Here is a 25,936-nt window from a genome sequence, read left to right on the forward strand (position 1 = left end):
GGGCGCCGCAGCCGCCCGGCCCCGAAGGCCACCCCAAGTTGACCCCGGGGCGGCGTGCATCACAGCAGCCGCTGCACGATGGGCCAGGCCTTGTGGCAGCCCAGGCCACAGGCCACCAGCACCGGGCTGTACAGCGCCAGCGCGCCCACCACCGTCATCAGCCAGCCTGGCTCGTCGTCTTCGTCGTCTTCGCCAGCGGCGTCGGCGGGCTGCGGCTTCTTGCCTTTCTCTTTCTCTTTTTCTTTGGCTTCCTCTCCCTCCCCCTTCGCCTTGTCGGCTTTCCTCTGCGCCTCCTCGGGGCCGTCTCCGGTGATTTCCTGCACCAGCATCACCATCACCACGACCAGCGATGCGGCCAGAACGCCCAGGTAGCCGTACTGCCACTCGGTGCGCGGCAGCGGGTAGAAGTACCCGGCCAGCACCACGGCGGGCAGCAAGAAGAACGCGTGCATCAGCCCGCGGTACCAGTGGATGCCCTCTTCCTTCTTGTCCAGCGCGCCCATGACCAGCCGGTAGGTGATGGCACCCAGCACGAAGATCAGCCCGCCCCACCATTCGATGTTTGTCAGCATGTCGAAATCGCTCCCTCGTCGTCAGTCGTTGTGTTCACTTCGCGGCCTGGGGGGCCTTTGGGGTGTTGGCGGCATCGTCGCCAGCGAGCGGCTCGGCCTGCGGTGCCTCGCCATCCCCATCACCACCCTCGGCATCGCTGTCATCGTCATCCCCGTGGATGTCCTTGTATTCGCTCAGCATGTAGTACAGCGGCAGCACGATGGCCAGCACCAGCCCCAAGCCCAGCCACAGCCACAAGCCCTTGAACAGCAGCACGGTGACTACCGTGAAGGCGATGGCCTGCAGCAGGCCTTTGAACCCGGCGCGCAGCAACAGCACGGCGATGAATCCCTGCACGGGCGACTTGCCGCTCTTGCCCATGGCGCGGGCCATGTCGATGAAGGCCTGCGCGGCCTCTTGCGCTTCTTGCTTGCGCTCGGCCTCTTGCTGACGCAGTTTGCTGACGCTGACGGGTTTGGCCGGGTCCTTGGAGTGGCAGTATTCGTCTTCGCTGCTGTCTTCAGCGTCGCCATCCCTCGCATCCTCGCGTTCAACCACCGGCTCCACCACAGCGCGCCATGGTGGGTGGGCATCGAAGAAGGCTTTGCGCGACACCCACTGGCCGTGGTCGAAGTGCATGCGCTCGGTCTCGCCCACCTGGTCGTAGAACACTTCCAGCACTGCCGCTTGCAGACCATGGGCGAACAAAGTTTCCAGGGCGCGCAGGGGCAGGTCATCGTGGGTGCCGGTGTCAAAGCGCAGCAGCAGGTGGGTGCGCTCGGCCGACACCTGCTGGTTGAACCATTGCGCATCCCACAGCGCGCCCAGGTCCACGCCGCCCAGCTTGTCGGCCCAGCGCTCGGCCTGCTCGGTGTTGTCGGCCACCAGGTACTGGTAGACCAGCTGAAAGGTCTTGAGCTTGATCGGGTCTTCGAAGAACAGGTGCAGGGTATGGGCGTTTTGCGACATGGCTCGGCGGTAGAGGCGGTAGAAAAAGGGGCTCGCGTTGGAATGCACGAATTGTTACCAACTGCGCGATGTGGCGCCACCTCCACCTTGTCCATGGCGCTTGCAAACCACTTGACGCAGTGTCAACCGCTGCGATTTCGCCTATGACAATGCAAACTCTGGGAGTCCCGTCTGTTACCCCGCTGGACGCATTCGGCCTTTGTAAGCGAAAGCTTCATGCATACTCGCTAGCTGCCTGTAGCTGCTGCCAGCCCCCGTTCGACATCACCTTGCGGGCCAATTCAGACCACGCCTGCGCGAGCCAAGCGTAAGGCCGGCACCACCACAAGACACTGAGGGAGATTCACCATGCGTTCCCACGCCCGCTCCGGCGCATTTTTGCTCTGCACCACGCTCACGCTCGGCCCGGTGGCCACGCAGGCCCAGACCGACGCTGCCACCACGCCCCAGGCCCGCGCAGCTGCTGCCCGCGCCGCCGCAGCCCCGGCCCCCGCTTTCAGCGGCCCGCGCGAAAAGCTGGTGGTGGCCATGCCCAAGACGTATGCCAAGAGCGAGACGATGCTGCTGTGGGGCGACTACTTCAACCACCTGGCGCGGTGCGGCAACATCGACCTGCAGAACCTGCAGGGCGAGTCGCTGGAGCGCAGCACCAACATCGACGTGCTGCCCGAGAAGGACCTCATCGACAACCTGATCGCGGGCAAGGCCCAGCTGGCCCAGGTCAACCCCGGCCTGGTGCCGCAGCTCATCGCAGCCGGCCAACCCGCGCCGTTCGGCGTGCCGGGCAACAAGGCCAGCGGGCAGCGCAATTCGTACAAGCTGATCCTGATCGCGCGGGTGGACAGCCCGTTCACCAAGCCGCAGGACCTGGTGGGCAAGAAGATCGCGCACACCACGCCCACGTCCAACTCGGGCAATCTGGCGCCGCGCGCGCTGTTCCCGGCCATTGGCTTGGTGCCGGACCAGAACTACGAGGTGGTGTTCTCCAACGGCCACGAGCGCTCGGTGACGGGGGTGATGCACGGCTTCTACCCCGCCGCTGCGGTGGCCAGCGACCTGTACCAGCGCATGGTGGTCAAGGGCGATGTGAAGGGGTCGAGCATTCGCACGCTGTGGGAGAGCCCGCCCTTCATGACCGAGACCTGGACCCTGGGCAAGGACGTGTCGCCCGATCTGCAGGCGCGGGTCAAGAAGTGCTCGTACGGCTACAGCTTCTCGCCCAAGCTGCGCCAACTGCTGCCGGGCAACGATACCTTTTTGCCCATCCACTTCGAGCGCGACTTCGCGACCGTGATGGAGGTCTACAACAAGACCGCGAAGGCGGCGCAGGCCGGCAAGCCCGCCGCAGCGCCGGCACCCAAGCCCTGAGTCAGCCAGCCCGGTGCGCCGCGCAGCGCAAACGGTGCAACCGGCGCTTTACGGCGCCTGCAGTGGCACGCGCTGCTCGATGAGCGCGCGGGCCTCAGGCGTGAGGATGGACTTGGGGACCATGAGGCACACGGCGTTGTCCACGAACAGAAACACCAAGGTCTCGCTCTCCTGCCGGTGCTTGAAACCGGCCCATTGCCACAGGGTATGGGCCGCGTGGGACTGCTGCTCGATGCAGTCCTCCCGCACATCCAGCGTCTGGGGCGCGAGGCAGTAACCATCGTCTTCGAACATGGCCTGCTGCAGGGAGCCGCTGCCGCTGCGGACCAGCGCCCAGAATGCCAACGCGCCGACCACGATGCCCACGGCCCCCATGGCCAGATGGGTGCCCATGTCCGGCAAGGACTCCAGCCAGCGGAACAGGAACACCAGCGGCACCACGGAGACGCCCCACAGCACCAGCGGCAGCCACCACCGTCCGGGATCGTCGTTGGATGGACCCCTTTTGCCGCCAGCGCGAGCGCCATCACCGCGCCGCAGTTGGGCTTTGGCCTGGGCGACGATGCGTTTTTGCAGATCGGCGTAGTCGCCACGGGTAAGGGAAAAAGATGGCATGGGTGGGGATGAAGGCGTGAGGAGCCGCCACTATAGGGGGCGCCCACGGCGCACCGGTGCAGGCGGCCGCCATCGGCACACAACCTGGCACCACATCACGCCATCTTGCAGCGCCCCACACCCCGCGCGTACCGGCGTCTACCGGCGTGCACCCGCGCGTACCGGTACCAAGTCACAGCGGCGGGCAGCGCTTTCGCTGGCGGTCATGCCCTCAGGCGGTCCCGCGTCAACCGCGCCACATCACGCACCCAGGGCTGCGCGGCCCAGTGCTGCGCGGCAAACGCCTCGATCTGGTCCCGGTAGGTGAGCGACGCGCCGATCACATCCAGCCCGTCGAGGAACATGCGCCGGTGCCGCTCGGAGATGGTGAACGGCGCACTGTGGCCCGCCGTGCGCACCTGGCGCTGCGCCACGTCGATCTCGATAGCCAGCGGCCCTGCCGCGGCGCGTGCTTCGTGCATGAAAGCCTGGGCGTCGGCCTCGGTCACCATGGCCAGCAGCAGGCGGTTGTTCATGGCGTTGGAGTAGAAGATCTCACCAAAGCTCGACGCGACCACGGCCTGGAAACCGTATTGCTGCATGCCCCACACGGCGTGCTCGCGGCTGGAGCCGCAGCCGTAATTGCTGCCGGCCAGCAGCACGTCGGTGCCGGCAAACGCTGGCTGGTTGAGCACGAAGTCTGCACGCGGCTGCCCGGCGCCGTCAAAGCGCAGGTCATACAGCAGGCCCGGCGCCAGGCCCGCCTTGTCGATGCCGCGCAGGAACTGCTTGGGCATGATCTGGTCGGTGTCGAGGTTGGCGATGTCGAGCACGGCGGCGTGGCCGCGCACGGTGGTGTGGTTGTGGTCGGCGCTCATGCGGTGAACTCCAGGGTTCTGACGTCGGTGATGCAGCCGGTGACGGCAGCGGCGGCGGCCATGGCCGGGCTCATCAGGTGGGTGATGGCGCCACGGCCCTGGCGGCCCTCGAAGTTGCGGTTGGTGGTGGAGGCGCAGCGCTGGCCGGGGGCCAGCACGTCGTCGTTCATCGCCAGGCACATGGAGCAGCCGGGCTGGCGCCATTCGAAGCCCGCGGCCACCAGGCGCGCGGCGATGCCCTCGGCCTCGGCCTGGGCCTTCACCGCCCCCGAGCCGGGCACGACCATGGCGCGCACGCCGTGGGCCACATGGCGGTGGCCAACGATGCGGTCCACCTCGCGCAAATCCTCGATGCGGGCGTTGGTGCACGAGCCGATGAACACATGCTGTACCGGCACGCCCGCCAGCGGCTGGCCAGCGGACAGCGCCGTGTAGCGCAGGGCCTGCTCGGCACTGCTGCGCTGCACGGCATCGGCGATGTCTTCGGGCCGTGGCACGGTGGCGTGGATGGCCATGGCCTGGTCGGGGCTGGTGCCCCAGGTGACGAACGGGGCCACCTCGGCCGCGTCGAACACATGCTCCATGTCGAACGCGGCGCCCGCGTCGCTGCGCAGCGTGGCCCAGTGGGCCAGGGCCTGCGTGCGCACGTCGCCGGTGATGTCGGGGGCCTTGGCCAGCACGTAGTCGATGGCGGTGGCATCGGGTGCGATCAGCGCGCCGCGCGCACCCGCCTCCACCGCCATGTTGCACAGCGTGAAGCGCGCCTCCACCGACAGCGCGGTGATGGCGCTGCCGCAGAACTCCACCACGTAGCCGCGTGCGCCCTGCGCGCCGATGCGGCTGATGACCATGAGGATCAGGTCCTTGGCCGTGGTGCCCATGGGCAGCACGCCGTCCACGCGAATGCGCATGTCCTTGGCGAGGCGGTAGACCAGGGTCTGCGTGGCCAGCACGTGCTCGACCTCGGACGTGCCGATGCCGAAACCCAAGGCGCCCAGGGCGCCGTACGTGGTGGTGTGGCTGTCGCCGCAGATGATGACCATGCCCGGGCGCACCATGCCGTGCTCGGGCGCGATCACGTGCTCGATGCCCTGCAGCGGGTCGTTGGTGTCGAACAGCGGGATGCCGTGGCGGTCGCAGTTGGCCTTGAGGTTGCTGGCCTGAAGAGCCGAGGGCGGGTCCTGGATGGTGCGCCAGCGCACCGGGTGCGTGGGGATGATGTGGCTCACCACCGCCACGTTCTGCCCCGGCACGGGCACGCCGCGCCCGGCCTCGTGCAGGCCGGCGAAGGCCTGGGGGCTGGTGTATTCGTTCATCAGGTGCAGGTCGCAAAAGAGCAGCACGTTCTGTTCATCGAGAACGGCCACGGTGTGCGATGCGACCAGCTTCTGGTAGAGCGTGGTGGGGGTGGTCATGGTCATCGTGGTGGGTGTGGGTGTGGGTGTGCAGATGCGCGTGCGGGCTATCGGCCGGCCAGCAGGAAAGGCAGCGCCGCGTCGAGCAGCGCTTCGGGGGCCTCTTCGGCGATGTAGTGGCCGCAGGGCAGCGCATGGCCGCGCACGTCGGCCGACACGCGCTGCCACTCCTTGAGCGGCTCGAAGCACTGGTGCACCACGCCCTGCTCGCCCCACAGGGCCAGCAGCGGCACGGCCAGCTGGCGGCCTGCATCGCGGTCGGCGCGGTCGTGCACCAGGTCGATGCCGGCGGCGGCGCGGTAGTCCTCGCACACGCCGTGGGCCGCGCCGGGCAGGCCCAGGCAGCGCACGTATTCGGCCAGGGCCCGGGGGTCGAACGGTGCCAGGCCCGCGCTGCGCCGGCCCATCACGTCGCGCACGTAGGCGGCGGGGTCGGCTTCGATCAGCCGCTCGGGCAGTGGTGCGGGCTGGATCAGGAAGAACCAGTGCCAGTAGGCGCGGGCGAAGGCGTTACTGGTCTGCTCGTACATCGCGAGCGTGGGCGCGATGTCCAGCAGCACCAAACGCTGCACGGCCGCCGGGTGGTCTACCGCCAGGCGGTGCGCCACGCGCGCGCCCCGGTCGTGGGCCAGCACGGTGAAGCGCGGGTGGCCCAGATGCTGCATCACGGCCAGCATGTCGGCGGCCATGGTGCGCTTGCTGTAGAGCGCATGCTCCGCATCGCCGGCGGGCTTGGCCGAATCGCCATAGCCCCGCAGGTCCGCCAGCACCAGCGTGAAGTGCCGGGCCAGCACGGGCGCCACCTTGTGCCAGATGGCCGAGGTCTGCGGGTGCCCGTGCAGCAGCAGCAGGGCCGGGCCCGTGCCGCCGACCAGCGCGTGGATGTGCTGGCCGTCGGGCGTGGGCACGCGGTGGGCGTTGAAGCCAGGGAAAAGCGGGGTCGTCGTGGTCATGGTGTCATTGGAATGGCGGCGGGGCCTATTCGGCAGTGATGCCCCGCTCTTTGATCAACTTGGCCCACTGCGGCATCTCCTTCTCGAGTCGCGCACGGGCCTGCTCGGGGGTCGATGGAATGGGGTCGAACCCGTCCTTGGCCATGCGCTCCTTGAGTGCAGGCGTGCTCAATGCCTGGTTCAGCGTGGCGTTGAGCTTGTCGATGATGGGCCGGGGCGTGCCGGCCGGTGCGAACACGATGAACCAGGTTTCAAAAGCGTAGCCCGGCAGGCCGGCCTCGGCAATGGTGGGCACGTCGGGCATGAGAGAGGAGCGTTGGGTACCGGTAACGCCCAGCGCCCGCAGCTTGCCCGCCTGCACATGCGGCTGCGCGGCCGACAGCACGGGGAAGCTCATCGCCACCTGGCCCGACATGGTGTCGATCATGGCCGGGCCGCCGCCGCGGTACGGGATGTGCACGATGGGCGTGCCTGCCACCGCCTTGAACAGCTCGGCCGACATGTGGAAGGTGCTGCCCGCACCCGCGGAGCCGTAGGAGTACCTGCCCGGCTGCGCCTTGAGCAGCGCCACCAGTTCTTTGACAGTCTTGGCCGGCAAGGCGTTGTTGACCACCAGCACGTGCTGCGAGCTGGCCACCATGCCGATGGGCGCCAGGTCCTTCAGGGTGTCGTATGGCATCTTGGCCGTCAGGCTGGGGTTGATGGCCAGGGACACGGTCTGCAGGCCAATGGTGTAGCCATCCGCTGCGGCTTTGGCGACCATGTCCACGCCGATGTTGCCGCCTGCGCCGCCCTTGTTCTCGATGAACAGCGAGCCGCCCAGCGCCTTGCCCCATTCGTCCGTCACCAGGCGCGCCGCGATGTCGGCACTGCCGCCCGGCGCGTAGGGCACCACGAGCTTGATCGCCTTGTTGGGATAGCCGGCCGGTTGGGCCGAAGTAGCTGCGGGTGCAAGCAGGGCCAGTGCCGTGGCGGCGGCGGCGAGCCGGCGGAATACAACTGGGGTAGGGGAAGGGTTCATGGGTTTGTCTCCTGCAGATATTTGTTGTGGATCGAATCTTAGGAGTGGTGCGCAAAGCAATAAATACCGTCAAAATTACTTCATTCATCAGTTCAAAGCACGAATCAACACCATGGATGGCTTTTCCGACCTGCGCTTTTTTGCACTGCTCATGAAGGAAGGCAGCCTGGCGGCGGCCGCACAGCAGATGGGCATCACCCCGCCCGCAGTCAGCCGGCGCCTGGCGCAGCTGGAGCACCGCCTGGGCGTGCGCCTGCTGCACCGCACGACCCGGCGCATCAACCTCACCCCGGAAGGCGAGACCTACCTGCTGGACGGCGTTCGCATCCTGGCCGACCTGGAAGCGCTGGAGCGCACGGTGGCCGGCGCGCGCAGCCTGCCCCGTGGGTTGATCAAACTGGCCGCCACGCTGGGCTTTGGCCGCACGCACATTGCGCCCGCCCTGTCGGCTTTTGCGCGGGCCTATCCGGAGGTCGAGGTGCAACTGCACCTGACCGACCGCCCCGTGAACCTGGTGGAGCAAGGCTTCGATGCCGCCGTGCGCTTTGGCGACCTGCCGGACTCGCGCCTCACCGCCCGCCGGCTGCTGGCCAACCAGCGCGTGCTGTGCGCATCACCGGCCTACCTGGCCCAGGCGGGCGAGCCAGCGCAGCCCGCCGACCTGCTGGCCCACCAGTGCATCGTGATCCGCGAGAGCGACGAGACCTACGGCACCTGGCACCTGCACCAGGGCGCGCGGCAAGAGACGGTGAAGGTGCGCGGCATGCTCAGCACCAACGACGGCGCCGCCGCCACCACCTGGGCGCTGGAAGGCCACGGGGTGCTGATGCGGTCTGAATGGGACGTGGCGGCCCACCTGGCAGTTGGCCGGCTGGTGCGCGTGCTGCCTGCGTGGCTGCTGCCTGCCGCCGATGTGACGCTGGTGTACCCCACGCGCAGCGACCTGTCGGCCAAGACGCGCGCCCTGGCGGACTTCTTGCGGGACTGGTTTGCCGCGCCGCTGCGCAGTTGACGCCACCCATCCATCCGCGAATGCATAACCAGCCCTTGAGATTGCCGCGCAAATGCCGATAACACGGCATGCAGATCTCCAGTGCCACCTCTTCTTCGGGCGCAGCATCCAGCGCCAATGCCGCCAGCAACATCAACAAGCTGCAAAAGCAGCTGCGCGAGCTGACCAATGAACTGCGCGGCGTGGCGGGCCAGAACATGGAAGCGAAGGCCAAGGCAGAGAAGATCAAGCTGCTGCAGGCGCAGATCCAGATGGTGCAGCAGCAGATCGCCGCCATCCAGCGCCAGAGCCAGCAGGAGCAGATGGACCGGGTGCAGGCGCAGCAGCAGGCCAAGGCAGACAAGGACAAGCCCGCTGCAGCGTCTGCAATCAAAGGTGCGGCGAGTCGCACGCCGGGGCTGGGGGAGTCGGTCGATACCTATGCCTGATGGCTCGAGTGGCTTGGCAGCGTTCACACCCAAGCCAAGGCAACCAGCGCCGTGATTCTTGCTCCTGCCGATACGGCGCAGCTGCGGTCAGGCTTTGCGCCATTGCTATCAATAAAGTAGCTACTCACGCTTGACCATCAAGCGCTGGCAGCCCTTTTCAACTCCAAACACTGTCTACGAGACGATCTCACCCACCAACGTGACCGCCGTCAACGGCATGTGGTGCATCAGCTCCCGCAGCACCAACAGCCGCGCGGCAAAGGACGCGCTGTCAGGCAGTCCTTCGTGTGCGGCGGGGCGGCCTTCGGACACGGAGGCCAGGCGGTTGAACAGGCGCTCCATCGCATCGAGCGACAGCACGCGCACGGGGCCCGGTGGAATGCCTGCCAGCGTTGCCAACTCGTGCAGCCCCGGGTCGGAAGACCAAGGCGGCGACGCCCCGGCCGCCAGGGCCTGGGCATACAGAGCGCCGTGACCCGGGTCGCTGCGCTGCAGTCGGTGCGCTGCGTGAATTTCATCTTCCACCGCGGCAATGGCGGTCTCCAGCTCCAGCGGCGTGGGCACAGCACCCCGAAAGAAATCGTACGCTGTCTGGTGGTAGCCCAGCGCCAGAGTGACCACCAACGCCGGCTCCAGCGGGTTGGCTCCGCTGGCCACGATGGTGTGGTCAGCGCCCAGATGAAGGACCGTGGCGACTTGTCCGGCAGCGGCAACAGCAGGCTCGCGGGCATGGACATGGCGGTACAGCGCCAGCAACTGGGCAGGGAGAGAACGGGTGGAATGGGGCACGGTGTGGGCGTTGGTGAAAGCCGTGGTGAGGTGATCCACAAGCAGCAAGCAGGGGCGGTGCAGCCATTGTGTCGCCCCGGGCCCGCTGGCCACAAGTGCGCGCCCGCCACGACCAGACGAATGTGCCGTACCGCATCGCATCGCGCAGTACACCCACACCGCCCACCCACACCGCCCACCCACACCGCCCACCCACTCCGGCTGCCTGCACCTGCGTACCAGTTGCCGACACACCGTGCCAGCGCCCACCTACAAAGGCAGCCCTTGGGCAAATCTACATTCGTGGGCAGTCAGACAGCAGGACCGGCGCGCAACCAGCGGCGCTCCCACCCACAACACCTTGCAGGAGAACACCATGCGCATCCACACACTTCCCAGCCGCCGCTCGCCATGGCCCCTTGTGGTGGGCGCGGCAGCGCTGTTGGCCGTGCTGGTGCTCTCGGCGTGCTCCACGCCCCGCAGCCCGGAGGGCATTCAGCCCGTCAGCGGGTTTGATGTGAACCGCTACACCGGGCACTGGCACGAAGTGGCGCGCATCGACCATTCGTTCGAACGCGGGCTGACACAGACCAGCGCAACCTACACACGCAACGACGACGGCACGGTGAAGGTGGTCAACCGAGGCTACGACGCTGCGCGCAAAGAGTGGAAGGAGGCCGAGGGTACCGCCAGCTTTGTGGGCGACCCTGCGCAGGCAGCGCTGAAGGTGTCGTTCTTCGGCCCGTTCTACGGCGGCTACAACGTGGTGGCGCTGGACGAGAACTACCAGTGGGCCATGGTGGTGGGCTCCAGCAAGGACTACCTGTGGATCTTGTCGCGCACCCCCACCCTGCCCGGGCATGTGCGTGAACATCTGCTGGAGCGCGCCCAGACCATGGGCATCGATGTGCGCAAAATCCTGTGGGCGCCAGCCGCTGGCGAGCAGCACGCCAAGCGCGCCGTGAGGACTTGATGGTTTTCAAGCGATGACTGAGGGGCGAGCGTGCGTTGTGACCCAGAGATAGCAATATCCAGCTTCAGGCGGCATTGGGCAGCCTGAGGAATCTGGGTGATGCAGCCTCTTCGAGACAAGCGCTTGAACGAAGCTTTTCCACGAAGCATTTCGCAGCTCTGCCATACCACCCCATACCTTCCGACCCTGACGCTATCCATTCAATAGCGCATACCGCTTGATTGACAAGCGGCAGCGAGCACGGAGCTTCGTTAACGCAGAGTTCTACGCCACGTCCGGCACCGTGGCAGCCGCCACCAGCCGCTGGGTGTACGGGTGCTGCGGCGCGTCGAGCACCTGGTCCACCACGCCGTGCTCCAGCACCGCGCCGTCTTTCATCACCAGCACGTTGTGCGCCATGGCGCGAATGACTTCAACGTCGTGCGTGATGAGCAGGTAGCTCAATCCCTTTTCCTTCTGCAGCCGTTGCAGCAAGCCCAGCACCTGCTGCTGGATGGTGACGTCCAGCGCGCTGGTGGGCTCGTCGAGCACCAGCACCTGCGGCTGCACGATCAGCGCGCGGGCAATGGCCAGGCGCTGGCGCTGGCCGCCCGAGAATTCGTGCGGGTAGCGCTCCAGCAGGCGCGGGTACTGCGCTTCGGTCAGCCCCACTTCCGACAGCACGGCCTCCACACGGGTGCGCCGCTCGGCGGTGTTCAGGGCAGGCTCGTGCACCTTGAGGCCCTCGCCCACGATCTCTTCGACGGTGAGGCGCGGCGACAGCGACGAGAACGGGTCCTGGAACACCACCTGCACGCGGCGGCGCAGTTGCTGGTTGGCCGGCGTGTTGCGCATGGCGGGCAACTGCCATGCCTGCCCGCCCACCTGCAGCTGCCCCGTGCGCGGCAGCAGGCCCAGAATGGCCTGCGCCAGTGTGGACTTGCCCGAACCGGACTCGCCCACCACGCCCAGCGTTTCACCGGGCAGCAGCGACAGCGTGGCGCCCTGCACGGCAACGAACTCGCCTTTTTTGAACCAGCCGCGGATGCCCGGCAACGGCGTGGGGTAGACGACGCGCAGATCCTGCGTGTGGATCACCGGCGGTGTACCCGGGGGCGAATCGGCAGGTGCCACATCACGGCGCGGCTGGCTGGCGATCAGGCGGCGGGTGTAGGCATGCTGCGGCGCGTTGAACACGTCGGCCACGGACCCCTGCTCCACCAGCACGCCCTGCTCCATCACGGCCACGCGGTCGGCAAAACGGCGCACCAGGTTCAGGTCGTGCGTGATGAGCAGCACGGCCATGCCGTTGGCGCGCTGCAGATCGGACAGCAGGTCCAGGATCTGGCCGCGCAGGGTCACGTCCAGCGCGGTGGTCGGCTCGTCGGCCAGCAGCAGTTGCGGCTCGCTGGCCAGCGCCATCGCGATCATGGCGCGCTGGCGCTGCCCGCCCGAGAGCTGGTGCGGAAAGCTGTTGGCGCGCCGCGCAGGCTCGGGGATGCCGGTCTTGGCCAGCAGCTCGATGGCGGCCTGGGCGCACTGCGCTCCGGTGAGGCCCTTCTTGAGCTGCAGGATCTCGGCGATCTGCACGCCGATGGTCATCAGCGGGTTGAGCGCGGTCATGGGCTCTTGGAACACCATGGCGATCTCTCCGCCGCGCACGCCGCGCATCTCTCGTTCGGTCAGCGCCAGCAGGTCGCGCTGCCCGCGCAGATGGGCCTGGCCCGTGATGGCCGCATTGCCCGCCAGCCGCAGCAGGCTGAGCGCGGTGATGGTCTTGCCAGAACCGGATTCGCCGACCAGCGCGAGCTTCTCGCCAGGGGCGATGGTGAAGCTGACGCCGCGCACGACTTCCTTGGCGCCGAAGCGCACGTGCAGGTCGCGCACGTCGAGCAGGGGGGCTGCAGCAGCGTTGCCGCGCGATGACGGTGATGAGCCACCAGTGCCGGGCGTGGAGGCGTTCATTGGTCGGCCTTTCGGGGGTCGAGAGCATCCCGCAACGCGTCACCCATGAAGGTGAGCAGCAGCAAAGTGGTCACCAGCACGGCGAAGGTGGACAGCGAGATCCACCACGCATCGATGCTGTTCTTGCCCTGGCTCAGCAACTCGCCCAGCGACGGTGTGCCGGGCGGCACGCCCAGGCCCAGGAAGTCGAGCGAGGTCAGCGCCAGGATCGCCGCACTCATGCGAAACGGCAGGAAGGTCACCACAGGCGTCATGCTGTTGGGCAGGATGTGGCGCCAGATGATCTGGCCGTTGCCCACGCCCAAGGCGCGTGCGGCCTTCACGTAGTCGAGCTGGCGGTTGCGCAGGAACTCGGCGCGCACGTAGTCCGACAGGCCCATCCAGCCGAACAGCGACAGCAGGATGAGCAGCAGCGACACGCTGGGCGCGAACACGGCGCTGAAGATGATGAGCAGGTACAGCTCGGGCATGGAGCCCCAGATCTCGATGAAGCGCTGGAACGCCAGGTCCACCTTGCCGCCGAAGAAGCCCTGGATCGCGCCGGTGAGCACCCCCAGCAGCACCCCCGTGACGGTGAGCGCCAGGCCGAACAGCACGCTCACCCGAAAGCCGTACAGCAACTGCGCCAGCAGGTCGCGGCCCCGGTCGTCGGTGCCCAGCCAGTTGTCGGTGGTGGGCGCCGACGGGTTGGGGGACTTGGCGAAGTAGTTGAGGGTGTTGGGGCCGTAGGTGTTGAGGGTGTACACCGCCCAGTTGCTGCCTTGCTTCAGGCGATCTTTGATGAAGGGGTCCAGATAGTCGGTGGGCGTCTCGAAATCTCCGCCGAAGGTGGTCTCGGGGTAGTTCTTGAGCATGGGGAAGTACGTCTGCCCCTCGTAGCGCACGATGATGGGCTTGTCGTTGCTGATCAGCTCGGCACCCAGGCTGATGAGCACCAGCACGCTGAAGATCAACAGGCTCCAGTACCCCAGCCGGTTGCGCTTGAAGCGCAGCCAGGCCCGGCGGGACGGGGACAGCGAAAGCGATGGCGAAGAAGAAGCGATGCTCATGCCGGGGCGGGGGTCAATCAAACTTCACGCGCGGGTCGACCCACACGTAGCACAGGTCGCTGACGAGCTTGGTCACCAGGCCGATCAGGGTGAAGAGATACAGCGTGCCCAGCACGACGGGATAGTCGCGCCGGATGACGCTGTCGTAGCTGAGCAGGCCCAGGCCATCGAGCGAGAACAGCGTCTCGATGAGCAGCGAGCCCGTGAAGAACGCCCCGATGAACGCCGCCGGAAAACCGGTGACGATGGGGATGAGCGCATTGCGGAACACGTGCTTCCACAGCACTTGGCGCTCCGACAGCCCCTTGGCACGGGCCGTGAGCACGTACTGCTTGCGGATCTCTTCCAGGAACGCGTTCTTGGTCAGCATAGCGGTCACCGCAAAGCTGCCCAGCACCATGGCCGTAACGGGTAGCGTGATGTGCCACAGGTAGTCGACGATGCGAGCGCCCCAGGACAGTTCTTCCCAGTTGGACGACGTCAGCCCGCGCAGCGGGAACCACTGCAGCTGCCCGCCGAAGATCACGAGCAGCGCCACGCCCAGCACAAAGCCCGGTATCGCGTAGCCCACCAGCACGAGCAGCGTGGTGATCAGATCGAACCGCGAACCCGCCCGCACGGCCTTGGCCACGCCCAGCGGCACGGCCACCAGGTAGCTGATGAAAAACGTCCACAGGCCCAGGCTGATGGACACCGGCAGCTTTTCTTTCACCAGGCTCCACACGTCCTTGTTCTGGAAAAAGCTCTTGCCCAGGTCGAACCGTGCGAACTGGCCCAGCATCTGAAAGAACCGCTCATGCGCGGGTTTGTCGAATCCGTACAGCGCCTTGATCTGCTCCAGCCGCTTGGGGTCCACGCCCTGGTCGCCACGGTAGGCCATGCCACCGGTTTCGACACCGCCCTTGGCGCCCGCCGCACGGGACTCGGCCAGGTACTGTTCCACCGGCCCGCCGGGCACGAACTGGATCACCGCAAAGGTCAACAGCAGCACCCCCAGCAGGGTGGGCAGCATGAGCAGCAGGCGTTTGGCGATGTAGGCGAGCATGTTCAGTGATGGGTGAAAAGACGCGTGCTGTGGCGCTGTGGCGGCATCACAGCCGACGGGGGCATCGCGCAGCGCGGCAGGGTGTGTGTCACGGCTTTTGGCTCCACCACGAGAACATCAGCCATTCCTCGGCCTTGGCATACGGCGGCATGGGCTCTTTATAGGCCAGGCGCTGCTGGTTGTAGACCACGCGGTGCGAGGCCAGCGTCCATTGCGGAATGAGGTAGTGGCTGTGCATGATCACACGGTCCAGCGCGCGGCAGGCGGGCAGCATCTCGGCCTGGCTGGTGGCGCGGGTGAGCTTGGTGACCAGGGCATCCACGGCCGGGCTGTTGACGCCGGCATGGTTGCTGGAGCCCTCCACCTTGACGCCCTGGCTGCCAAACAGCTCCTTCATCGCCTGACCGGGGTTGTAGGTGCCCGGGTAGGCCAGGCTGATCATGTCGAAGTCGAATTTGTCTAGGCGCTGCAGGTACAGCGCAAAATCCGCCGACGCGAAGCGCAGGGTGATGCCCAGCTTTTCGAGGTTGCGGATCCACGGCGTGACAGTGCGGGCACCGCCTTCCTTGCTGTCCAGGAACTCGATCTCCATCGCCTTGCCGTCGGCATTGCGCAGGGCGCCATCGCGGTAGGTCCAGCCCGCCTCGGCCAGCAACTGCCGCGCGCGGCGCAGGTTGTCGCGCAGCGAATGGCCTTCGCCCTCGGTGCTGGGCGGCGTGTACATGGGGCCGAACACGGTGTCGGGCACCTTGCCGCGCCAGGGCTCGAGCAGAGCCATTTCTTCAGGCCCCGGGGTGCCAGTGGCCTCGCAGCTGGTGTTGCCGAACAGGTCCTTCACGCGCGGGTAGCCGCCATAGAACATCTGGCGGTTCATCCACTCGTAGTCGATGGCCAGGCCCAGCGCCTCGCGCACGCGCACGTCTTGCAGCAGGGGGCGGCGGGTGTTGAGCACATAGCTCTGAAAGCCTGCGGGCAGGCGGTGCTTCATGTCCTTCTTGACCAGTACGCCCTGTTTGAAGAGCTTGCCGTCGATGCGCCGGGCCCAGTCGCCGGCCGAGTAGATCGTCATGAAGTCGAACTCGCCCGCCTTCATGGCTTCGAGGCGGGCGGTGTTGTCCTTGTAGATCTTGACGGTGATGCGGTCGAAGTTGAAGGCGCCCTTGACCACATTGAGATTGCGGCCCCAGTACTGCGGGTCGCGCTGGTAGGTGATGTCGCGGCCGAACTTCACGTCGCCGATGCGGTAGGGGCCGCTGCCGATGGGGGTGTCGGTCACGATCTGGTCGAACGGCTTGGCCTTGCCGTCCGGGCCGCGCCCCCAGGCCCGGCTGAAGACCGGCAGGCTGCCCACGGTGAGCGGCAGCTCGCGGTTGGGCTGCTTGAAGCGAAAGCGCACGGTGCGCTTGTCCAGCACGTCGATGCCGGCCACTTCCTGCAGCATCGTGGCGTAGCTGGGGGATGCCTGCGAGCTGATCAGCATCTCGTAGGTGTGCTTCACGTCGGCGGCTTCAACCGCGTCGCCGTTGTGAAAACGTGCCTCGGCCCGCAGCCGGAAGGTGGCGCTGAGCCGGTCGTCGGCCACCTGCACGTCTTCGGCCAGCAGGCCGTAGGCGGAGGCGGTCTCGTCCATGGAGCCGGTCAGCAGGGTTTCGAAGATGAGGTCGCTCAGGTACGCGGGTACCGAACCCTTCATGGTGAACGGGTTGTACTTGTCGAAGGTGGAGTAGCGCAGGTTGCTCACCATGCGCAGCTCGCCGCCCTTGGGGGCGTCCGGGTTCACGTAGTCGAAATGTGAGAAGCCTTCGGGGTACTTGAGGTCCCCCCACAGCGCATAGCCGTGGGCGGCCCAGGCCGGAGCCGCGCATACCGACAGCAAGAAAGTGAGCCAAAACCGCATGCGACAATTCTGCACTACGTCGGCGCGGCCGCCGCACAGGCTGGGGGGATTCCCCCCTGACCCGCTGGGCGACACCAAAGCGCCCTCTTTTTTCACGCATTCCACAGGAGAACAACAATGGGTTTTCTGACCGGCAAGAAGCTGCTCATCACGGGCGTGCTGTCCAACCGCTCCATCGCCTACGGCATCGCCAAGGCCTGCCACGCACAAGGCGCCGAACTGGCTTTCAGCTATGTGGGCGAGCGCTTCAAGGACCGCATCACCGACTTTGCCGCCGAGTTCGACTCCAAGTTGATCTTTGACTGCGACGTGGCCAGCGACGAGCAGATCGAGCGCATGTTCTCCGACCTGGCGCAGACCTGGCCCAAGTTCGACGGCTTCGTGCACAGCATCGGCTTTGCACCGCGCGAGGCGATTGCCGGCAACTTCCTCGAAGGCCTCTCGCGCGAAGGTTTTCGCATTGCGCACGACATCAGCGCGTACAGCTTTCCGGCCATGGCCAAGGCCGCCCTGCCCTACCTGAACGACAAGTCGTCGCTGCTCACGCTGTCGTACCTGGGCGCGCTGCGCTCCATCCCCAACTACAACACCATGGGCCTGGCCAAGGCCAGCCTGGAAGCCAGCGTGCGCTACTTGGCAGAAGCCGTGGGCCGCACCGAAGATGGCCGCGCCATCCGCGCCAACGGCATCAGCGCCGGCCCCATCAAGACGCTGGCGGCCAGCGGCATCAAGGACTTCGGCAAGCTGCTGTCCCGCGTGGCCGATGCCTCGCCACTGCGCCGCAACGTGACGATCGAGGACGTGGGCAACGTGGCCGCTTTCATGCTGTCCGACCTGGCCTCGGGCCTGACCGCCGAGATCACCTACGTGGACGGCGGCTTCAGCCAGACCGCGGGCCTGAGCGCCGACCAGGTCTGATCGGGTCCGACCCCACCTGACCACAGGCCTACAAGCCAAAACAGGCACTACCGCTGGATAGACAAGCGGTAGCAGCTATCAATTCAATAGCAAATGCTTCGCAGACGTTGGCTGGCCTGGCTGGCCTTGTCGGGGACAGCCACAGCCACCGGTGCGCCCGCCCGCGCAGGCGACGCACCGGCGCTGCTGCTGGCCAACGTGTACCGCCCGGGTATGCCCCTGGCGGACTACTGGGTCAGCGAAAAGTACGACGGCGTGCGCGGCTACTGGGATGGCCGCACGCTGCGCACCCGCGGTGGAGAGACAGTAACTGCGCCGGCGTGGTTCACCGCAGGCTGGCCTGACACGCCGATGGATGGCGAGCTGTGGGCGGGGCGCGGGCGCTTTGCCCATGCGCAGTCCACCACCCGGCAGCAGCATGCCGACGATGCCGCGTGGCGGCAGATACGGTTCATGGTGTTCGACCTGCCGCAAAGCCCCCGCACCTTCGACGACCGCATCCCCGCGCTGAATGCCGTGGTCGCCACCATCGGCCAGCCCTGGGTGCAGGCCGTGCAGCAGCACCGCGTGGCGACGGACGCCGCACTGCAGGCGCTGCTGCAGCGCACGGTGCGTGCGGGCGGCGAAGGCCTGATGCTGCACCGGGGCGCGTCGCTGTACCAGGGCGGGCGCAGCGATGACCTCATCAAGGTCAAGACCCACGAAGACACCGAAGCCCGTGTGGTGGCCCATGTGCCCGGCAAGGGCCGTCTGGAAGGCCGCCTGGGGGCGCTGCTGGTCGAGATGCCATCAGGGCAGCGATTCAAACTGGGCGCCGGTTTCAGCGACGCGCAGCGGGCCGATCCGCCGTCCATCGGCAGCTGGGTCACCTACCGGTTTCGCGGTACGCACGACGGTGGGCTGCCGCGCTTTGCCAGCTTTGTGCGCGTGCGCGAAGACCTGCCGCCGAGCCGCTGAGCCGCTGAGGCCACTGTCGCCGCTGAAAGCACAACGCCACGCCGCACATCACTGCACGGCGTGGCGCCTGGGTGTCATTCGTGTCCTCAGGGGCTCACGAACGAATCAGCGATCAGTTGGGCAGCAGAACCTTGTCCACCACGTGGATCACGCCGTTGGACTGGTACACGTCGGCAATGGTCACACTGGCCGTGCCGCCCTTTTCGTCGGTCAGCATGATGGCCTTGCCGCTGGCCTTGGCGGTGAGCGTGCCGCCCGCCACGGTCTTGATGCTGGCCATGCCCTTGCCGTCGGCAATCATCTTGGACAGCGCTGCAGCGTCCCACTTGCCGGCCACCACGTGGTAGGTCAGCACCTTGGTCAGCGTGGGCTTGTTCTCAGGCTTGAGCAGGGTGTCCACCGTGCCGGTGGGCAGCGCTGCAAAAGCGGCGTTGGTGGGTGCGAACACGGTGAAGGGACCTGGGCCCTTGAGCGTCTCCACCAGCCCGGCAGCCTTCACTGCGGCGACCAGCGTGGTGTGGTCCTTGGAGTTCACGGCGTTGTCGATGATGTCCTTGCTGGCCAGCATCGAGGCACCGCCCACCATGACGTCGGCAGCGAAGGCAGGCACTGCACCGGCAGACAAGGCAACGAACAAACCGGCAGCGATACGGGCATTGAAAGAAGTGCGCATGGAAATCTCCTGAAAGTATGAAAGGGATGTCTCACACCGCATGAAATGCACGCGGCTACCAGTCAATACGCCCGGCTTCGCCTGCCGGATTCAAAAAGATTTGCAACAGCGCGGATACAAAAAAATCGCCCCGCGGCTTGCACCGAGGAGCGATGGTGGTGAACGGGCTGTGTGCACCGGGGCGTGCACAGCAAGGTGCGCAGCCGGTCAACCTGCCCGGCAGAAGGCGCGCAGGATCAGATCGTGCGGCCGTAGGGGCCGTCGCCGCCTACCTGCACCAGATTCTTCGCTGTCGCCAATGGCTTGGGGTTCTTGCCCTTCTTCTCGTCGGCCACGCAGTCGGCGTAGTAGCGCACCTGGCCGTTCTCGTCCTCGACCTCGACCAGGCCGTGGATGTCGGTCTCGAAGCCGGGGCACAGCTTGGCGAATTCGCGCGCGAACTTGAGGTAGTCCACGATCTTCTTGTTGAAGACTTCGCCCGGAATCAACAGCGGAATGCCCGGTGGGTACGGCGTGACCAGGCCCACGGTGATGCGGCCTTCAAGCTCGTCGATCTCCACGCGGTCGGTCTTGCGGTGCGCGATGTGCGCGTACGCATCCGACGGCTTCATGGCGGGCGTGAGGTCCGACAGGTACATCTCAGTGGTCAGGCGCGCGATGTCGTACTTGGCGTACATCTCGTGCACATGCTGGCACAGGTCCTGCAGGCCCATGCGCTCATAGCGCTTGTGCTGCTGGCAGAACTCCGGAAGGATGCGCCACATGGGCTGGTTCTTCTCGTAGTCGTCCTTGAACTGCTGCAGCGCGGTGAGCAGCGTGTTCCAGCGGCCCTTGGTGATGCCGATGGTGAACATCACGAAGAAGCTGTACAGGCCGGTCTTTTCCACCACCACGCCGTGCTCGGCCAGGTATTTGGTGACGATGGACGCGGGGATGCCGGTCTTGTCGAACTTGCCGTCCAGGTTCAGGCCCGGCGTGACGATGGTCGACTTGATCGGGTCCAGCATGTTGAAGCCATCGGCCAGCTGGCCAAAGCCGTGCCACTTGGCGCCGGCCTTCTTGCTCTTGCTGTCGCTGCGGATGATCCAGTCTTCCGCACGGCCCATACCCTCTTCCACGAGCTTGTCGGGTCCCCAGACCTTGAACCACCAGTCCTTCTTGCCGAAGTCGTTCTCGATCTGGCGCATGGCACGGCGGAAGTCCAGCGCCTCCAGGATGCTCTCTTCCACCAGCGCGGTGCCGCCGGGCGGCTCCATCATGGCAGCGGCCACATCGCAGCTGGCGATGATGCTGTACTGCGGGCTGGTGCTGGTGTGCATCAGGTAGGCCTCGTTGAAGAGGTGGCGGTCCAGCTTGGTGGTCTGCGAGTCCTGCACCAGCACGTGGCTGGCCTGGCTGATGCCGGCCAGCAGCTTGTGGATGGACTGCGTGGCATACGTCACCGAATGCTTGGGGCGCGTGCGCTTCTTGCCCATGGCGTGGTACGTGCCATAGAACGGGTGGAACGCGGCGTGGGGCAACCAGGCCTCGTCGAAGTGCAGGTTCTCCACGTAGCCGTCGAGCATGCCCTTGATGGTCTCGGTGTTGTAGAGCACGCCGTCGTACGTGGACTGCGTGAGGGTCAGCACGCGCGGCTTCACATTCTTGGCGTCCACGCCCTTGAGCAGCGGGTTGGCCTTGATCTTGGCCTGGATGGCCGCGGGCTCGAACTCGCTTTGCGGAATGGGGCCGATGATGCCGAAGTGGTTGCGCGTGGGCTTCATGAACACAGGGATGGCCCCGGTCATGATGATGCTGTGCAGGATGGACTTGTGGCAGTTGCGGTCCACCACGACAACGTCGCCGGGGGCCACGGTGTGGTGCCACACCATCTTGTTGGAAGTGGACGTGCCGTTGGTCACGAAGAAGCAGTGGTCGGCATTGAAGATGCGCGCGGCGTTGCGCTCGCTCTCGCCGATGGCACCGTTGTGGTCCAGCAGCTGGCCCAGTTCTTCCACCGCGTTGCACACGTCGGCGCGCAGCATGTTTTCGCCGTAGAACTGGTGGTACATCTGGCCCACGGGGCTCTTCAAAAAGGCCACGCCGCCCGAATGCCCGGGGCAGTGCCAGCTGTACGAGCCGTCTTCGGCGTAGTCCAGCAGCGCCTTGAAAAACGGCGGCTGCACGCTCTCCAGGTAGCTCTTGGCCTCGCGGATGATGTGGCGCGCCACGAATTCGGGGGTGTCCTCGAACATGTGGATGAAGCCATGCAGCTCGCGCAGGATGTCGTTGGGCAGGTGGCGGCTGGTCTTGGTCTCGCCGTGCACGTAGATCGGCACTTCGGTGTTCTTGCGGCGCACCTCGCCGATGAAGTTGCGCAGGCTCAGCACGATGGGGTCGAGCCCCTCGCCCACCGTGAATTCCTCGTCGTCGATGGACAGGATGAACGCACTGGCGCGGCTTTGCTGCTGCGCGAACTGCGACAGATCACCGTAGCTGGTGACCCCCACCACCTCGAAACCCTCGGCCTCGATGGCCTGCGCCAGCGCGCGAATGCCCAGACCCGAGGTGTTCTCGGAACGATAGTCCTCATCGATGATGATGATGGGAAAACGAAACTTCATGCGCAGCCTCCGTGAAACCGTGCCCTGCCGGCCAAAAAACGAAATAGGCGCGAAGTGTAAGGAATAACGTTGACGCACCTTTGAACTGCCATGCTTTTGACCCAGAATGTGGTGCAACAAACACAACCACAACGAGGAGGTTCGCTATGGAGGAATCCACCATCTGGTGGCTGGCAGCAGGGGCACTGGTCGTGGCAGAACTGCTCACCGGCACTTTCTATCTGCTCATGGTGGCCGTCGGCCTGGCTGCAGCGGCCCTGGGCGCCCACCTGGGACTGTCGTTCGCATTGCAGATCGTGGCGGCTGCGGTCGTGGGCGGCGGCGCTGTCGTGGCGTCCTACCAGCTCAAGAAGCGGCGCCCCGGAGACCCGTCTGCACGCGCGGACCGCAGCGTCAACATGGACGTGGGCGAGACTGTGCTCATCGACAGCTGGAACATCGACGGCACCACCACCGTCAAGTACCGCGGCGCGCAGTGGACGGCCATCCACCGCCCCGGCATCACCCCATCGACCGGCATGCACCGCGTCGCAGAACTGGTAGGCAACCGCCTGCTGGTGGACCCGGTGTAACGGGCCTCCCGCACTCATCCTGGCTGCCCATTTCCCTATTCAATTTCCCCTATTCACTCACCATTCAGAAAGGCTGTCCCATGGAACTTGCCGTTGCCGTCGTCATACTCATCATCGCCGTGATCTTCATCGCGCGCTCCGTCAAGGTCGTGCCCCAGCAAAACGCCTGGGTCAAGGAGCGCCTGGGCAAATACGCCGGCACGCTGGCGCCCGGCCTGAACCTGCTGGTGCCCTTCATCGACAAGGTCGCGTACAAGCACAGCCTGAAGGAAATTCCCCTCGACGTGCCCAGCCAGATCTGCATCACGCGCGACAACACACAGCTGCAGGTGGACGGCATCCTGTACTTCCAGGTCACCGACCCCATGCGCGCCAGCTACGGATCGAGCAACTACATCATGGCCGTCACCCAGCTGGCCCAGACGTCGCTGCGCTCGGTCATCGGCAAGCTCGAGCTGGACAAGACGTTCGAAGAACGCGACATCATCAACGCGCAAATCGTCCAGGCCATCGACGAAGCCGCGCTGAACTGGGGTGTGAAGGTGCTGCGCTACGAGATCAAGGACCTGACTCCCCCTAAGGAAATCCTGCACGCCATGCAGGCCCAGATCACCGCTGAGCGCGAAAAGCGCGCGCTGATCGCAGCATCCGAAGGCCGCCGCCAGGAGCAGATCAACATCGCCACGGGTGAACGTGAGGCCTTCATCGCCCGCTCCGAAGGTGAAAAACAGGCCGTCATCAACAAGGCGCAGGGCGAGGCCGAATCCATCAAGGCCGTGGCCGAAGCCAATGCACAGGCCATCGAACGCGTCGCGTCCGCCATCCGCCAGCCGGGCGGCGAGCAGGCCGTCCAACTGAAGGTCGCAGAAAAGGCCGTGGAGGCGTACAGCCAGGTCGCGTCGGATGCGACCACCACCCTCATCGTGCCCAGCAACATGACCGAAGTCTCGGCGCTGATCGCATCGGCAATGAAGATGGTGCAGACCACCAGCACACCACGCATCTGATGTCATGCGGCACGGGGGCTGCCACCGGCCCGCGATACCGTTGAACTATTGAACCGGTCACCGGCACGCTGCAAGGCAATGCCTTCAGCGTCCGGCACCGGTTTTTTGATGTCAGGCGCAGTAATCCTGCCAATGCAACAGGCGGTTGGTTTGTTTTTTTGGTACGCAACATCACCCTTGCCAAAGGGGTGACGCAGTACAGCCTCGGCTAGGATGGCGGACATTTTCCTCACCAGCCATTCACACACCTCTCCCCGTACAAGAACCCATGGGCGCCACCCTCATCGTCGGCATGCTGTGCGTGCACCTGCTGTGCTTTGGCGCCATGTTCCTGCTGATCAGCGCACGCCTGCGTGACAAGAAGATGGGCATGGAAGTGTTCGCCGTCGGCAACCTGCTGTTGGGCTCGGCCTACGTGCTGCAACTGCTCGGCGGCCCCCCGGGGTGGAATGCGATGAGCGTGTTCAACCACACGCTGACCTTGTGTGCACCCGCCGTGTACTGGGTGGGCGCCATGCGGTTTTTCGGCCGCCCTACGCGGCTGTGGCGCCCGCTGGTCAGCATGGCGCTGGCCTATACCGCTGCGCAAATGCTGGTGCAATGGACACTGGGGTCCACGGCCCGGTACGCCATGCTGGCTGGCGCCTCCGCCCTGCTCTTTCTGGCCATGACGGTCACCGTGGTCTACGGCACCCGCACCTTTGCCAAGGACCTGCGGGGGGAAATGGCGCTGTTCGCCATCCTGATCGGCGGCATCCTGGCATTGAACGCCATGAAGTTTGTGATCATTGTCCGGGACGGGCTGCCGGCACTGGACATGGACAGCCGGTTCCAGACGGTGTTTTATCTCTACATGTCCTTCCTGGCGACCGTGCTGGCGCCCTCCCTCATCTGGCTGGTCTTGCGCCGCCTGACGGACGAACTACGCGCCATGGCGGCCCACGACCCGCTGACGCGGCTGCTGAACCGGCGCGGCCTGGTCGACGGGCTGCAGGCACATTTCCGATCACGGACCGCAGGCCCCGCGCACCTGCTGATCGTGGACATCGACCACTTCAAACACATCAACGACACCCACGGCCACAAGGTCGGCGACACCGTGCTGGTGCATGTGGCCGACGTGCTGCGGAACACCGCCCGCCAGGCGGACCTGGCCAGCCGCGTGGGCGGAGAAGAATTCGTGATCGTCTGCCTGGACACGGATGCAGCCGGCGCCCTGCGCCTGGCCAACCGGATGCGCACGGCGATCGAGCACAGCCAGGTGGCGATGCCCGCTGACCCGAGCAGCCCCATCCTCTGCACCGTAACCATCGGGATCTCCGAGGGTTTTGCCACCGCACAGGACCTGGACCGCGCCACGCAAGAGGCCGATGCAGCCCTGTACCGCGGCAAGCACGCAGGGCGCAACCGCGTCGTGAGAGTCGGCGACGCTGCGCCGGCCAGCCCCGAGATCGAATCCGCGCCGCTCCAAGCCTGGCCTGCCAACTAAATTCCGCAGGACTTCCGCGAACCAAAAAATGACCTGAAAGCACTGCTACAATAGCAGGCTTCGGAGAGGTGGATGAGCGGTTTAAGTCGCACGCCTGGAAAGCGTGTGTGGGCTAATCCCCACCGCGGGTTCGAATCCCGCCCTCTCCGCCAAAATCAGTGCAGCACAAGCTGAACGCAAAAAGCCACCTTCCGGTGGCTTTTTGCGTTGGACGTGCCGATGCCAACAATCCTCCGCTATGGTCAACCTCGGCAGCCTATCGCCTTGAAGTACCTGACGTAAGCAACGCTCGGGGTAACGCCTAGCAATCCCTCCTGCTGACATAAAACACTCCGTCAATATCTTCGTCCACCTCCAGTTCAATGCAACTGAGCCCGGTGGCACCAGAGAGCGACCATGCCGTATCGGCAATGGCGCTGTGGTTGGCGACCACCAAGCCCAAGAGCTTGGCGACGTCGCTTGAAGGGTGGTGCGGCCACGTCACCCCCACATCGATGTTCTTGCCGTCGTCGCTGCAACTCAGGTGGATTCTTGCATCGACTTCGGGTGTGCTGGTCCTGCCTTTGCTGCCGGCGCCAGCTTCGTCTCTGGCGCTTTTGCGCAGCATCGAAGCCACGACGTCCAGAGCCGCACCGGGGTCTTCTTCGCCGACCATGGATTCGCGCAAATGTACGGGATTGATGGAATGGGATTGCATGATTAACCTCCTGTTCGAACCACTGCAGAGACGCTGTTTGCGATTCACACAAATGCTGGCACCATCAAATTCGATAGCACTACAGCCTTGCAAATCAAGCGATAACGGCCTCCGGTTCTGATTCATTAGGGATTTGATAACCACAGGCATCTGT

Annotated in this window: 24 protein-coding genes and 1 tRNA gene; 10 read left to right on the top strand and 15 right to left on the bottom strand. The window is 65.6% G+C overall.

Annotated features, from left to right (window positions below; translation table 11 throughout):
- Positions 1-59: 59 nt before the first annotated feature.
- Both ACSQ3N_RS16805 and ACSQ3N_RS16810 read right to left on the bottom strand, forming a co-directional pair.
- The gene (locus tag ACSQ3N_RS16805) at positions 60-572 is read right to left on the bottom strand and encodes a hypothetical protein (RefSeq protein WP_436146869.1); all 513 of its coding nucleotides are present in this window, start codon (positions 570-572) and stop codon (positions 60-62) included.
- 34 nt (positions 573-606) lie between these two features.
- Positions 607-1,521 carry a hypothetical protein gene (locus ACSQ3N_RS16810; protein ID WP_436146870.1) on the bottom strand — a complete coding sequence of 305 codons (915 nt, stop codon included), beginning with the start codon at positions 1,519-1,521 and terminating at the stop codon, positions 607-609.
- Positions 1,522-1,869: 348 nt separating this feature from the next.
- Here ACSQ3N_RS16810 and ACSQ3N_RS16815 point away from each other — a divergent pair, with 348 nt between their 5' ends.
- Entirely contained in the window at positions 1,870-2,889 is a 1,020-nt protein-coding gene (locus ACSQ3N_RS16815; protein WP_436146871.1) for a PhnD/SsuA/transferrin family substrate-binding protein, read from the top strand.
- A 48-nt stretch (positions 2,890-2,937) separates the two neighbouring features.
- On the opposite strand, the gene ACSQ3N_RS16820 is transcribed toward ACSQ3N_RS16815, so the two are convergent.
- From ACSQ3N_RS16820 to ACSQ3N_RS16840, 5 genes are all read right to left on the bottom strand, one after another.
- Positions 2,938-3,504, bottom strand: coding sequence for a YcxB family protein (locus ACSQ3N_RS16820; protein WP_436146872.1), 567 nt, complete (start codon positions 3,502-3,504; stop codon positions 2,938-2,940).
- A gap of 203 nt (positions 3,505-3,707) precedes the next feature.
- Positions 3,708-4,361 (bottom strand): 3-isopropylmalate dehydratase small subunit, encoded by a 654-nt coding sequence (gene leuD / locus ACSQ3N_RS16825; protein WP_436146873.1) that lies wholly within the window; start codon positions 4,359-4,361, stop codon positions 3,708-3,710.
- Positions 4,358-5,776, bottom strand: coding sequence for a 3-isopropylmalate dehydratase large subunit (gene leuC / locus ACSQ3N_RS16830; protein ID WP_436147967.1), 1,419 nt, complete (start codon positions 5,774-5,776; stop codon positions 4,358-4,360). Before leuC ends, leuD begins: the two co-directional genes overlap by 4 nt.
- A 47-nt stretch (positions 5,777-5,823) precedes the next feature.
- Positions 5,824-6,729, bottom strand: a complete 906-nt coding sequence (locus ACSQ3N_RS16835; RefSeq protein WP_436146874.1) for an alpha/beta fold hydrolase — start codon at positions 6,727-6,729, stop codon at positions 5,824-5,826.
- A gap of 25 nt (positions 6,730-6,754) precedes the next feature.
- On the bottom strand, positions 6,755-7,750 hold the full coding sequence (locus ACSQ3N_RS16840) for a tripartite tricarboxylate transporter substrate binding protein (protein WP_436146875.1): 996 nt from the start codon (positions 7,748-7,750) through the stop codon (positions 6,755-6,757).
- Between the two features lie 112 nt (positions 7,751-7,862).
- Between ACSQ3N_RS16840 and ACSQ3N_RS16845 the strand changes: the two genes are divergently transcribed.
- Both ACSQ3N_RS16845 and ACSQ3N_RS16850 read left to right on the top strand, forming a co-directional pair.
- A complete protein-coding gene (locus ACSQ3N_RS16845; protein ID WP_436146876.1) occupies positions 7,863-8,762 on the top strand; it encodes a LysR family transcriptional regulator in 900 nt (299 codons plus the stop codon).
- 68 nt (positions 8,763-8,830) lie between these two features.
- Complete coding sequence (locus ACSQ3N_RS16850; protein ID WP_436146877.1) at positions 8,831-9,190, top strand: FlxA-like family protein; 360 nt, start codon at positions 8,831-8,833, stop codon at positions 9,188-9,190.
- 174 nt (positions 9,191-9,364) lie between these two features.
- Here ACSQ3N_RS16850 and ACSQ3N_RS16855 read toward each other — a convergent pair whose 3' ends face one another.
- Entirely contained in the window at positions 9,365-9,979 is a 615-nt protein-coding gene (locus ACSQ3N_RS16855; protein WP_436146878.1) for a hypothetical protein, read from the bottom strand.
- 355 nt (positions 9,980-10,334) lie between these two features.
- Between ACSQ3N_RS16855 and ACSQ3N_RS16860 the strand changes: the two genes are divergently transcribed.
- The gene (locus ACSQ3N_RS16860; RefSeq protein WP_436146879.1) at positions 10,335-10,931 is read left to right on the top strand and encodes a lipocalin family protein; all 597 of its coding nucleotides are present in this window, start codon (positions 10,335-10,337) and stop codon (positions 10,929-10,931) included.
- 264 nt (positions 10,932-11,195) lie between these two features.
- Here the strand turns inward: ACSQ3N_RS16860 and ACSQ3N_RS16865 are convergent, their stop codons facing one another.
- The 4 genes from ACSQ3N_RS16865 to ACSQ3N_RS16880 all read right to left on the bottom strand — a co-directional run bounded on the left by ACSQ3N_RS16865 (position 11,196) and on the right by ACSQ3N_RS16880 (position 16,866).
- Positions 11,196-12,875 carry an ABC transporter ATP-binding protein gene (locus ACSQ3N_RS16865; protein ID WP_436146880.1) on the bottom strand — a complete coding sequence of 560 codons (1,680 nt, stop codon included), beginning with the start codon at positions 12,873-12,875 and terminating at the stop codon, positions 11,196-11,198.
- Positions 12,872-13,924, bottom strand: a complete 1,053-nt coding sequence (locus ACSQ3N_RS16870; RefSeq protein ID WP_056172136.1) for an ABC transporter permease — start codon at positions 13,922-13,924, stop codon at positions 12,872-12,874. Before ACSQ3N_RS16870 ends, ACSQ3N_RS16865 begins: the two co-directional genes overlap by 4 nt.
- 13 nt (positions 13,925-13,937) lie before the next feature.
- Positions 13,938-14,969: a microcin C ABC transporter permease YejB gene (locus ACSQ3N_RS16875; RefSeq protein WP_436146881.1), complete on the bottom strand. Its 1,032-nt coding sequence runs from the start codon at positions 14,967-14,969 to the stop codon at positions 13,938-13,940.
- Between the two features lie 88 nt (positions 14,970-15,057).
- The gene (locus tag ACSQ3N_RS16880; protein WP_436146882.1) at positions 15,058-16,866 is read right to left on the bottom strand and encodes an extracellular solute-binding protein; all 1,809 of its coding nucleotides are present in this window, start codon (positions 16,864-16,866) and stop codon (positions 15,058-15,060) included.
- A gap of 117 nt (positions 16,867-16,983) precedes the next feature.
- Between ACSQ3N_RS16880 and fabI the strand changes: the two genes are divergently transcribed.
- Both fabI and ACSQ3N_RS16890 read left to right on the top strand, forming a co-directional pair.
- A complete protein-coding gene (fabI, locus tag ACSQ3N_RS16885; protein WP_436146883.1) occupies positions 16,984-17,784 on the top strand; it encodes an enoyl-ACP reductase FabI in 801 nt (266 codons plus the stop codon).
- Positions 17,785-17,877: 93 nt separating this feature from the next.
- Positions 17,878-18,741 (top strand): DNA ligase, encoded by an 864-nt coding sequence (locus ACSQ3N_RS16890; RefSeq protein ID WP_436146884.1) that lies wholly within the window; start codon positions 17,878-17,880, stop codon positions 18,739-18,741.
- 112 nt (positions 18,742-18,853) lie between these two features.
- On the opposite strand, the gene ACSQ3N_RS16895 is transcribed toward ACSQ3N_RS16890, so the two are convergent.
- Together ACSQ3N_RS16895 and ACSQ3N_RS16900 are read right to left on the bottom strand one after the other, a co-directional pair.
- Positions 18,854-19,414 (bottom strand): fasciclin domain-containing protein, encoded by a 561-nt coding sequence (locus ACSQ3N_RS16895; RefSeq protein ID WP_436146885.1) that lies wholly within the window; start codon positions 19,412-19,414, stop codon positions 18,854-18,856.
- 236 nt (positions 19,415-19,650) lie between these two features.
- Complete coding sequence (locus ACSQ3N_RS16900) at positions 19,651-22,017, bottom strand: arginine/lysine/ornithine decarboxylase (RefSeq protein ID WP_056172149.1); 2,367 nt, start codon at positions 22,015-22,017, stop codon at positions 19,651-19,653.
- A 146-nt stretch (positions 22,018-22,163) separates the two neighbouring features.
- On the opposite strand from ACSQ3N_RS16900, the gene ACSQ3N_RS16905 reads away from it, so the two are divergent.
- The 4 genes from ACSQ3N_RS16905 to ACSQ3N_RS16920 all read left to right on the top strand — a co-directional run bounded on the left by ACSQ3N_RS16905 (position 22,164) and on the right by ACSQ3N_RS16920 (position 25,237).
- The gene (locus tag ACSQ3N_RS16905; protein WP_056172151.1) at positions 22,164-22,589 is read left to right on the top strand and encodes an NfeD family protein; all 426 of its coding nucleotides are present in this window, start codon (positions 22,164-22,166) and stop codon (positions 22,587-22,589) included.
- An 80-nt stretch (positions 22,590-22,669) separates the two neighbouring features.
- The gene (locus tag ACSQ3N_RS16910; protein ID WP_056172153.1) at positions 22,670-23,596 is read left to right on the top strand and encodes an SPFH domain-containing protein; all 927 of its coding nucleotides are present in this window, start codon (positions 22,670-22,672) and stop codon (positions 23,594-23,596) included.
- Between the two features lie 268 nt (positions 23,597-23,864).
- A complete protein-coding gene (locus ACSQ3N_RS16915; protein ID WP_056172155.1) occupies positions 23,865-25,085 on the top strand; it encodes a GGDEF domain-containing protein in 1,221 nt (406 codons plus the stop codon).
- A gap of 62 nt (positions 25,086-25,147) precedes the next feature.
- Positions 25,148-25,237 (top strand) — tRNA-Ser (locus ACSQ3N_RS16920).
- Between the two features lie 149 nt (positions 25,238-25,386).
- On the opposite strand, the gene ACSQ3N_RS16925 is transcribed toward ACSQ3N_RS16920, so the two are convergent.
- Positions 25,387-25,782 carry a hypothetical protein gene (locus ACSQ3N_RS16925; protein WP_436146886.1) on the bottom strand — a complete coding sequence of 132 codons (396 nt, stop codon included), beginning with the start codon at positions 25,780-25,782 and terminating at the stop codon, positions 25,387-25,389.
- Between the last annotated feature and the right edge of the window lie 154 nt (positions 25,783-25,936).

This window comes from Acidovorax sp. LjRoot194 (assembly GCF_964253015.1).
Lineage (GTDB): Bacteria > Pseudomonadota > Gammaproteobacteria > Burkholderiales > Burkholderiaceae_C > Acidovorax.